Consider the following 9,632-nt stretch of genomic DNA (forward strand, 5'->3'; position numbering starts at 1 on the left):
GGGCGGGGTCAGAACAAAAACCAGCGTCCCGACGCCGAGGCAAAGGCCGGTTTGTAGCAAGGCGAGCAGAGCGGCGCGGCTGGGATCGAAATCCAAGCGCAGCGCCTCATAGAGGGCGACTTCCAGCGTCGTCGCGCCGGGTCCGCCGCCCAAGGCCAGCACAATCGTAAAACTGCCCGCGCAGAGCAGAAAAATCAGCGCGGCAATGCCAAGGAGGGCGCTGAGAATCACCGGGCGGTCGATGTAGCGCCAAACGTGGCGGGGCGTGAAGCCGAGTTGCGCCGCCAGCCGCCAGCTTTCCCCCGGTACAGTTTCGAGCGCGCGCAGCAGCAGGCGCACCGCCAAGGGTAGATTGAAAACACATGGGCGAGTAGAATGCCGCCGAGCCCATAGAGCGGCGGCATCTCGCCGCCGAACGCCCGGACGAGCTGCGCCGCCCAACCCTGCTGTCCGTAGAGCGTCACCAGCGCCAGCACGCCGACCAAAGCTGGCAGCAGCAAGGGCACTGCCAACAAGTGCAGCAGCAGTCCGCGCCCCGGAAACGCCGGTCGCCGGGCCAAGGCGCGCGCTATCGGAATGGCACCCAGCACCGCCAACAATGTTGAAAGCCCGGCTTGAGCAACCGTGAACCCGAGCACCCGACGCAGATAAGGATCGCCCCAGAGCGCGATAAAGCTCTCGCCTAACCCCGCGCCCGTCCCGATACCCAAGGCGAGAACCGGGCCGAGACCGGCGGTAAGGGCGGCGAGCAGCAGCAGGGCACAGGCGAGGGCGGGCAAAGACAGCGCTCTATTGCGCCAGGGCTTTCAACCATTCATCGGTCCAGGCTTTGCGGTTCTTCGCCACATCCGCGCCCGGCAGCAGCAGGGTTTTCGTCGGTGCCGGCAGCGTCTTGAACGCGTCCGGCTGCGGTGCGGTCGCCGTGACGGGGAACATCCAATTAGTCGTGGGCAGGATGCCTTGCGCCGTATCGGTCAGCAGGAAGGCCAGAAACTGTTTAGCGAGGGGAAGATTTTTACCGTTCACCGCCGCCGCCACTTCGATTTGCGGATAATGGCCCTCGCTGAAAATCGCCGCCGCGTAGCGGTCGGTCTTTTCTTCGATCAGATGATAGGCGGGCGAGGTGGTGTAGGAGAGCACCATTGGCGCTTCGCCCTTGGTGAAGAGGCTATAGGCGTCGCCCCAGCTTTTGGTCGTCGTGAGAATACGGCCGCGCAGCTTGGCCCAGGCGGCGGGGGCTTGATCGCCGTAAACGGCTTTCACCCACAGCAGCATGCCGAGGCCGGGCGTGGAGGTGCGCGGGTCTTGCAGAATGATCTTCTGCTTCGGATCGCCCTCGACCAATTCCTTCAGGCTCTTGGGCGGCTGCGGCAGCGCCTTGGTATCATAGACCACGGCGAAGGCCCCGTAATCGAACGGCAGGAAGGTGGCATCGTTCCAGGCCACCGGCAGGGCGAGGCTTTTCGGATCGACCCCATGCGGCACAAAGAGGCCCGTTTCCGCCGCTTCCACGGTAAGATTTTGATCGAGCCCGACGACTACATCGGCCTTGGTGGCTTTGCCCTCTAGGCGCAGGCGGGTGAGCAGGGCGACGCCATCGTCGACGCCGACGAACGTGAGAGTGCAGCCGCAGCTTTCTTCGAAGCCCGCTTTTAGCGCCGGTCCCGGCCCCCATTTGGCGGCAAAGCCCGAATAGGTATAGACGGTCAAATCGGGTTTGGATTGGGCACCCGCAGGCAGGGCGGCCCCGACGAGGGCAAAGGCCAGAAGCGATTGCGCGATGCGGGCACGAAAGCGGCGGTTGGTCATCGAGTCTCCCTCGCCGATGCGGATAGGGGAGGAACGACCGAAGCGCCGTCTCTCAATCCCTCCGCCGGCATAATCCGGATCAGGTTCGGCGGGTTGGCGCTAGCCTCTCAGCCCCGAAGAGCACCCCGTTGAGAAGCTTAAGTCCTAGCGCCGATCCGGGCATCTGTCCAGATGGAACGGGGCAGGGCGGCGATGGGAGGTGTGATACAGGAGGTTCCCTAACCAGGTAATTTAAAATAGTTAATGTTTATAATTACCTCTGGTCATTGTCTTACAAGTTTGGTAAGAACGCCTTACGGAAATAGCGAGTAGAGATACCGAGTGCATCTAACGTGTCTTTGGAATCGTAATCGATACGAGCATCGATATCGGCCGCAAGGCCATACGAAGGAGTGGGTGGAATGCAGGCAACGGCGCTTGAAGCACGGGATCAACGGTCGTTCGGACGGCGGACGTTGCTCGACACCAATCAGTTAAGCGAACTTCGGAATATTCTCTCGCCCTGCGATCTGCGCAAGCTGATCGGGGATGTCATCGGCGTGGTTCAGCAGTGCACGCGGGCGATCCGCTCGACGCGCGGCCGGGCAACGGCCGATACTCTGCGCAATGCCTATGATCTTTATGGAACCGCCGCCAGCTTCGGCCTCATGCCCTTGGCGTCCGCCGCCGAGCGTGTGGTGAGCACGGCCAAAACGGGGGATGGCCCGCAGCCGCTTTCCGTGCAAGCGCGGGAACTGGTCAGCGTCGGGGAAACCACCGTGGAAGCGCTGTTGGTCTGGATCGATCAAGCCGCCCCGGAAAAAGCGGCTTAGCCCAAACCCTAGCTGGTCCGCACTTGGCTGGAGAAGCCGTTCACTTCCGAGCGCAAGATATCCGAATCGCGCACGAGGTCGGACGCTGTCAGCAGCACTTGGGCGGCGACTTGGCTCGATTCACCAACCGAATTATTGATCTGCGCAATATGCCGCGCCACTTCATCGGCATCGGCGCTCGCCTGGGTGACATTCTGCGAGATTTTCGCCGACGCCCCCCGCTGCTCCTGAATCGCGCCGACGATGGTCGTCGTGATTTCATTGATCGTGGAAATTGTCGAACTGATCGACTGGATTTCCGTTACCGCCGCGCCGGTCGCGCTTTGCATGCTTTCGATCTGGGATGTGATTTCTTCGGTTGCTTTGGCGGTTTGATCGGCGAGGTTCTTCACTTCCGTCGCGACAACGGCAAACCCCCGGCCCGCTTCACCGGCCCGCGCCGCTTCAATCGTTGCATTGAGGGCGAGAAGATTGGTCTGCTCGGCAATCTCGGTAATCAGCGCCACGACATCGCCGATGCGCGTTGCCGCCTGGCTCAGGCTTTCAATCGTGCTATTGGCCGTTTGCGCTTGGCTCGACGCCTTCCGGGCGATTTCTGCCGAGCCTTCCACATGGCGATGAATGCCCGCGATGGCTTGGCTCAGCCCCTCGGCGGCATTCGCCATATGGGCGGTGGAGGTGCGCGCCGATTGCAGCGCGCGCGAGACGAGCTGGCTACGCTCCTGGGTTTGATCGGAGGCACTCGACATGGCTTGCGCGCAGAACTGCATCTGGCCGACCGAATTGGTAACGCCCGACAGCACGCGCTGAACGCTGACTTCGAAAGTATCGGCCAAGGCCAAGCGGGTGGATTGTTTTTCAATCTCGGCGCGGCGCTCGATTTCCCGCTGCTCGCCCATATGGGCCTGAACGCGCTCGTTCATCCGGCGGATGATGAGCTGCATCAACTGAAAGCCGAAGGCGGGTTGCTGCGCAAACAGCTCGAATACGCGCTGGGCCGAGAGGTGCAGCAGTTCGACATCGGTCTCGCAGACCGCTGAAGCGGTGCGTTTGCCTTCCGGGGAGAAAATGCCGATTTCGCCCAACATCTGCCCCGGCCCGAGCACGGCATTGAACTCCACCAAGCGGATCGTGCCGGTTTTGATGACGAACATCGCGTCCGACCTGTCGCCGGACCGAAACAGGGTTTCGCCCGCGCTAAACTGCTGCGGCGTCATCGAGGAGACGAGCCAATCGAGCGACACATCGGTTTGGCTGCTCTGCTTAGCGCTTTCGACCAGTTTCGCCAGCGCGAAGGTGCGCGCGATTTGAATTGCGATGATGATAGCGTAAGCGGCAACGACGCCGCCATTCTGCGCCCAGGCACCATAGCCCATTCCCAAAACGCCGATTGCGGCGAAACTCACCCGCATCCAAGTGCGCGTAGGGTAGAAGAGGCTGAGAAGCGCCAAAAACGCGGCACCGAGACAGGCGAACCAATCTAGCATCGCGTTTTCCTTTCGTGGGCGGGGAGAGGCGTCAGAGACTAGGCGGCAGCACGCTTTTTAAGCTCGGCAATAAAGCGGTCGAGATCGCCGCCATTGCTCTGCATCGCAGCGGCAAAATCTTGCTGCTGCGTTAAGGACATGCTGACACCTTCTACGATCACGTCAACTACCTTCACCTTGCCCTGCGGCCGCAGCACCCGCCATTCGATTTTAGCGGCTTGGCTGGAGGTCGGCGGTTGCAAGCTGCTGGTGACGATGGCGTGATCGTCGCCTTCGTTGCGGCTGTTCACGACACTGAAGGCGACACCGCGATATTCGCGGAAGCGTGTCGCATAGACGGCGACAATCATCTGCTGGAAGGCCGACTGATAGGCAGCCTTCTGCTCGTCGCTGGCCCCGCGCCAATAGCGCCCCAGGCAGAAACGAGCAATCGCCGGGATATCGAACCCATCGACGAGAAGCTTGGTGAACTTCTCCCGCCGGTCGATTTCGCCGAGCTTATCGTCATTGATCGTGCCGATTGCCTGAACGCCGAGAGTTTCGATCAACTCGCGGGCTTCTTTGGAAATATCGGCGGCCTGAACGGCAAAACTGGGCACGAGGGCAAGGCTAACGCTGCCCATGAGAAGAGCCCGACGCGACACAAGCATTTGTTCTAGCTCCCTTTCACCAACTCACATCGTCTGAAGCAAATGGGGATCAATTCCCATTTTGCCCAGGATAGCTGGGTTTAACACCTGGCTTGCTGCGACCATTGGCGATTTCATCCGCCCGCTGCTGGCGGTAAATGCTGCGGATGGTAGCGTAATAATCGAAGGAATTCCGGCGCAGATCATCGGTTTCCCGAATGATGCGCGAGCGGCCATCGACGATCCGGGTTCCGGCCAGGGCATAGGGACCCCATTCCGGGCCATGCGCGCCGAAAATATAAGTCATCGGATCGGTGAAAATATCGACGACTTTGCCAATCGCATCGCGCGGGTTCGACGGGCCGAGCAGCGGCAGGACGAGATAAGGGCCTTCGCCTGCGCCCCAGGTGGCCATCGTCTGCCCGAAATCTTCCGTATGGCGCTTAATGCCGACCGAGGAGGCGATATCGACGAGACCGCCGACGCCTGCAATCGTGTTGATCCAGAAGCGCGTGAAGGTCGTCCCCGCGCGATCAAACTCACCCTGAAGCAGATCGTTCAGCAGAATGACGGGGGAGGCGAGGTTGGCGACGAAATCGCGCACACGGTCGCGGATCGGCTCGGGAATGGCTTCGCGGTAGCCATAGGCCACCGGGCGGATGACGGCCTGATCGAGCGCGTCGTTCACAGCGAAGACGCCGCGATTGAAGCCTTCAATCGGGTCATTCTCAGCCGTTTGCGACGAGGCGCAAGCCCCTAGCCCCAGCACGGCCACGAGGGGCAGAACCCGGCACAGGCGAGACAAAGACGCAGGCATGGGTGTCATGGTCGTCGTTTCCACTAGGCTAGGGCCGACCGAACATCGGCCAATCGCATTACAACAGTTTGCCATCTCAGGTGATCCTGTTCCAATGCTACGGCAAGGACCAGGATGAAGAATGGATCACACTGCGCTTCTCCTACCACAGTTTAGCGCGAAATGGCGAGTCGGCGCAGCCCCGGTAAGACAGGCTTGTTACGCTTTGAGACGATTTAGCAACAGTGTTATCCGCCCCTGGCTTTCAGAACTTATGCCAGCAAAACCCGTGCCGTTTTGTAACGCAGCTTCAGCGGCGCGCGCGAGGGCATCGCGCATCCCCCGCGCCTTGCCGGTATCGGCCTGGGCCGCGCAAATGCACAAGAGATCGCACCCGGCGGTAACGGCCTGAACTGCCGCCTCCGGCGCGTCGAACCAGGGGGCGATGGCCTTCATCCCGAGATCGTCGCTAACGATAACGCCCGAAAAACCGAGGTTCTGGCGCAACAGCCCCGTCAGAATCTCCGGCGACAGGGTGGCGGGTACATCGCCCGCCAACGCTGGAAACAGAATATGGGCGGTCATCACTGCCGGAACCCCGGCGTCGATCAACGCCTTGAACGGCAGCAGTTCCCGTGCCGCTAAATCGGCGGCACTGAAGGGGAGGCGGGGTAGGGCGTGGTGGCTGTCGACATCGGTATCGCCATGCCCCGGAAAATGCTTGGCACAGCCAATCATGCCCGCCGCGTCGAGCCCCCGCAGAAAATCGAGCGCGGCGCGGGTTACCGTTTCAACGTCGGCCCCGAAACTGCGGTCGCCGATCACCGGGTTTGCCGGGTTTGAGTCGATATCGCAAACCGGCGCGAGGATGAAATTCACGCCGATGGCCTGCAACTCGGCGGCCATCGTCTGCGCCACCGTTTCGGCACGGTCGGCATAGGCGCGCGCCGCCGGAAAATGGGTGATACCCGCTGGCGTGCGATGAACCCGCCCGCCCTCGTGATCGAGCGCAACCAGGATTTTCTCCCGACCAATCGCGTCTTGGGCGTGCTTCAGCAGATCGGCGAGGCGCGCGCGCCAAGCGGCTTCGGGGGCATCGCGGTCGAAATTCCCCTTGAACAGGGTAATTCCTGCCGGGCGCACGTCGGCAAGAAGCGCCCGGTCATGCTCGGTCAGATCGGGGCTTGGTTGCAGGCCAATCAGAAAATGAAGGCCGAAATCATGCATCATCTTCATCAGAAACGGCCCCGCAGGAAAACCGGCGGGGCCTTGCTCCTTAGGCGGTCTTCATCGCCTTCTGAAGGTTTTCCGACACTTTGGCAAAGAACTGCGTGGTCGACAGCCAAGGTTGCTCCGGCCCGATCAACAGGGCCAGATCCTTGGTCATAAAGCCGGATTCGACCGTCTTCACGCAGACGCGTTCCAAGGTCAGGGCGAATTCCTTCACGTCCGGCGTGCCGTCGAACTCGCCGCGATATTGCAGACCGCGCGTCCAAGCGAAGATCGAGGCGATCGGGTTCGTCGAGGTCTCGCGGCCCTTCTGGTGCTCGCGATAATGGCGCGTCACCGTGCCGTGCGCGGCTTCGGCTTCCACCGTTTGCCCGTCCGGGGTGAGCAGGACCGAGGTCATCAGCCCGAGTGAGCCGAAGCCCTGGGCCACCGAATCCGACTGCACGTCGCCGTCGTAATTCTTACAGGCCCAAACGAAACCGCCCGACCATTTCAGCGCCGAGGCGACCATATCGTCGATCAGGCGATGTTCGTAAACAATGCCTTTCGCGGCGAAAGCATCCTTGAATTCGGCGTCGAACACTTCTTGGAAGATGTCCTTAAAGCGGCCATCGTAATACTTCAGAATGGTGTTCTTGGTCGAGAGATACACCGGCCAGCCGCGCGACAGACCATAGTGCAGGCAGGCGCGGGCGAAGCCTCGGATCGACTCGTCAACGTTATACATGCCCATCGCAACGCCGCCGCCGTCGAAATGATAGACTTCGTGGCTGATCGGCGCGCCGCCATCGTCCGGCGTATAGGTCAGCGTCAGCTTGCCCGGCCCCGGAACGACGAAATCGGTCGCCTTATATTGATCGCCGAAGGCATGACGACCGATAACGATCGGCTGCGTCCAACCCGGAATGAGGCGGGGGACGTTCTTGCAGATGATCGGCTCACGAAACACAGTGCCGCCCAAGATATTGCGGATGGTGCCATTCGGCGACTTCCACATTTTCTTGAGGTTGAATTCCTTCACGCGCGCTTCGTCCGGCGTGATCGTGGCGCATTTGACGCCGACGCCGTAGGTCTTGATCGCTTCAGCGGAGTCAATCGTGACCTGATCGTTGGTCTGGTCGCGGTATTCCATGCCCAGGTCATAATACTTCAGGTCGATGTCGAGGAACGGCAGGATGAGTTCTTCGCGGATCATCTTCCAGATGATGCGCGTCATTTCATCCCCATCCAATTCGACCAGCGGGGTTTTGACCTTAATCTTGCTCATGGAACTAACTCTCCAGCTTGGCGGTGCTGGTCGGCACAATGCCGACGTTTAAGATATTCACTGAAGTCCCGGCTAACCCGACACCCCTAAATTTGCGCGGCAGACTAGCAGACCGAACGGCGCGCGCAAGGGGGCGCACGCCGGAGGCGGGCCGTTAGAGCCATTTGGTTTCAACCGCCACCGTCGGCGGCGGCGCAGCGCTGAAGGCGGGCAAAACGCCGTCCAGACTGGTCACGATCTGCCACAGGGCCGCCATTTCCGGTTTGGCGAATTTTTCGGCAATCAGATGATCGAGCAGCGCCGTCAGCGGCTCCCAGAAACCGCGACCATCTGTCCCAGGAAGATCGAGCAGCAGAATCGGCTTATCGTGCAAGCGAAGCTGCTTCCAGGTCAGCACTTCGAACAGCTCTTCGAGCGTGCCGAAGCCGCCCGGCAGCACGACGAAGGCATCGGCCCGATCCATCATCAACTTTTTGCGCGTGTGCATATTATCGACGACGATCAACTCCGACAGGCCGGTGTGACCCACTTCGTATTTATCGAGAAACTCGGGAATGATCCCGATAACGCGGCCACCGTTGGCCATGACGCCATCGGCCACCAGCCCCATCAGCCCGACGCGCCCGCCGCCGTAGACGAGATCCATCCCCGCATCGGCGAGCAATTTCCCCAAGTCCGTTGCCGCGTCGCGAAAAGCCGGATCGACCGCCCCGGACGATCCGCAATAAACACAAACCGTTTTCACCGACGTCATATCGCCTCCCTGCGCAATCTCTCACTCGCAGGGATAGCGCGAGCGGGGCGGGCGGTTGCAAGCCTTCCGCCGTTGGGGGCTGCGGGCGGCGGCGGCCAAGATTGCAGCGGCGCGGCGTCCATAGTAGGCTGTGTTCCCCACGTGGGCGGAACGGTTTATCTTGCCTCGTTCGTATAGGGCGATGTGCCACAGCGTTGGAATGGGCGGCGCGGCCTTCAGGGTAGGGAATAAAAGATTCATGTCGGAACGCCTTTCTAGCCGTCGGGCCATGCTGCTCGGCCTTGTCGGCCTTGTTCTCGTTGTTGTTGCCCTGGTTCTAAACCGGCCCTCGCGCGACGAAGGGACGCTTCCGCCCCCTGTTTCCCCTCAAGCCACCTCCGCCTCAAACGGCCCCGCCGCCGCCGAGTGTTGCCACCGTGCCGCCGCCCGCCGAACCGCCCGTTGCCGCAAAACCCGTTGAGCCGACGCCGACGGTCCCGGAACCCGAGCCCGTGGTTCAAGCCGCGCCGGTAACGCCCGCTCCCGTCGCGCTACCCCCGAGCCCCGAGGTTAAGCCGAGCTTTGATGTGGTTCGGGTCAATCCCCAGGGCGATGCGGTTATCGCCGGGCGGGCGCAGCCCGAAGCCTCGGTCACGGTTCTAGACGGCGATAAGCCCATCGGGTCGGTCACGGCGGATAAGCGCGGCGAATGGGTGCTCTTGCCCGAGCGGCCCCTCGCCAGCGGCGACCGCGAACTGTCGCTGTCGGCAACCGCCCCCAGCGGCGGCACCACCGAGTCGGAACAAGTCGTCGTTCTCTCGATCCCGGCGGCCAAAGCGCCCGCCGCCCCAACCCCGGAAACCGTTTCC

General features: G+C 61.5%; 11 protein-coding genes, 1 pseudogene and 1 riboswitch. Of the genes and pseudogenes, 3 read left to right on the forward strand and 9 right to left on the reverse strand.

Annotated features, from left to right (window positions below; all coding sequences use genetic code 11):
- The 3 genes from VZ95_RS21245 to thiB form a co-directional block, all read right to left on the reverse strand.
- Positions 1–231 (reverse strand): hypothetical protein (locus VZ95_RS21245; RefSeq protein WP_198147992.1); only part of this gene is annotated, 231 nt, incomplete at its 3' end.
- Positions 228–779 (reverse strand): ABC transporter permease family protein, encoded by a 552-nt coding sequence (locus VZ95_RS00005; protein WP_052711327.1) that lies wholly within the window; start codon positions 777–779, stop codon positions 228–230. The genes VZ95_RS00005 and VZ95_RS21245, both read right to left, overlap by 4 nt.
- Before the next feature lie 10 nt (positions 780–789).
- On the reverse strand, positions 790–1,809 hold the full coding sequence (gene thiB / locus VZ95_RS00010; RefSeq protein WP_045774064.1) for a thiamine ABC transporter substrate binding subunit: 1,020 nt from the start codon (positions 1,807–1,809) through the stop codon (positions 790–792).
- Positions 1,810–1,848: 39 nt separating this feature from the next.
- A riboswitch (TPP riboswitch) is annotated at positions 1,849–1,947 on the reverse strand.
- Between the two features lie 263 nt (positions 1,948–2,210).
- On the opposite strand from thiB, the gene VZ95_RS00015 reads away from it, so the two are divergent.
- Positions 2,211–2,621, forward strand: a complete 411-nt coding sequence (locus tag VZ95_RS00015; protein ID WP_045774065.1) for a hypothetical protein — start codon at positions 2,211–2,213, stop codon at positions 2,619–2,621.
- A gap of 8 nt (positions 2,622–2,629) precedes the next feature.
- Here the strand turns inward: VZ95_RS00015 and VZ95_RS21250 are convergent, their stop codons facing one another.
- The 6 genes from VZ95_RS21250 to VZ95_RS00050 all read right to left on the reverse strand — a co-directional run bounded on the left by VZ95_RS21250 (position 2,630) and on the right by VZ95_RS00050 (position 8,784).
- Positions 2,630–4,108, reverse strand: coding sequence for a methyl-accepting chemotaxis protein (locus VZ95_RS21250; protein WP_052711328.1), 1,479 nt, complete (start codon positions 4,106–4,108; stop codon positions 2,630–2,632).
- Between the two features lie 38 nt (positions 4,109–4,146).
- The gene (locus VZ95_RS00030) at positions 4,147–4,758 is read right to left on the reverse strand and encodes an MlaC/ttg2D family ABC transporter substrate-binding protein (protein WP_045774067.1); all 612 of its coding nucleotides are present in this window, start codon (positions 4,756–4,758) and stop codon (positions 4,147–4,149) included.
- Positions 4,759–4,807: 49 nt separating this feature from the next.
- Positions 4,808–5,563, reverse strand: coding sequence for an MlaA family lipoprotein (locus VZ95_RS00035; protein ID WP_232302405.1), 756 nt, complete (start codon positions 5,561–5,563; stop codon positions 4,808–4,810).
- A 189-nt stretch (positions 5,564–5,752) separates the two neighbouring features.
- Entirely contained in the window at positions 5,753–6,769 is a 1,017-nt protein-coding gene (gene nagZ, locus VZ95_RS00040) for a beta-N-acetylhexosaminidase (RefSeq protein WP_084627455.1), read from the reverse strand.
- A 40-nt stretch (positions 6,770–6,809) separates the two neighbouring features.
- On the reverse strand, positions 6,810–8,030 hold the full coding sequence (locus VZ95_RS00045; protein WP_045774069.1) for an NADP-dependent isocitrate dehydrogenase: 1,221 nt from the start codon (positions 8,028–8,030) through the stop codon (positions 6,810–6,812).
- A gap of 154 nt (positions 8,031–8,184) precedes the next feature.
- Positions 8,185–8,784, reverse strand: a complete 600-nt coding sequence (locus VZ95_RS00050; RefSeq protein ID WP_052711332.1) for an LOG family protein — start codon at positions 8,782–8,784, stop codon at positions 8,185–8,187.
- A gap of 238 nt (positions 8,785–9,022) precedes the next feature.
- On the opposite strand from VZ95_RS00050, the gene VZ95_RS23680 reads away from it, so the two are divergent.
- Positions 9,023–9,244 carry a hypothetical protein gene (locus VZ95_RS23680; protein ID WP_156994904.1) on the forward strand — a complete coding sequence of 74 codons (222 nt, stop codon included), beginning with the start codon at positions 9,023–9,025 and terminating at the stop codon, positions 9,242–9,244.
- Positions 9,201–9,632, forward strand: a pseudogene (locus tag VZ95_RS21255) (LysM peptidoglycan-binding domain-containing protein); the annotation flags it as partial. The gene VZ95_RS23680 and the pseudogene VZ95_RS21255, both read left to right, overlap by 44 nt.

Source organism: Elstera litoralis (assembly GCF_000963705.1).
Taxonomy (GTDB): Bacteria; Pseudomonadota; Alphaproteobacteria; order Elsterales; family Elsteraceae; genus Elstera; species Elstera litoralis.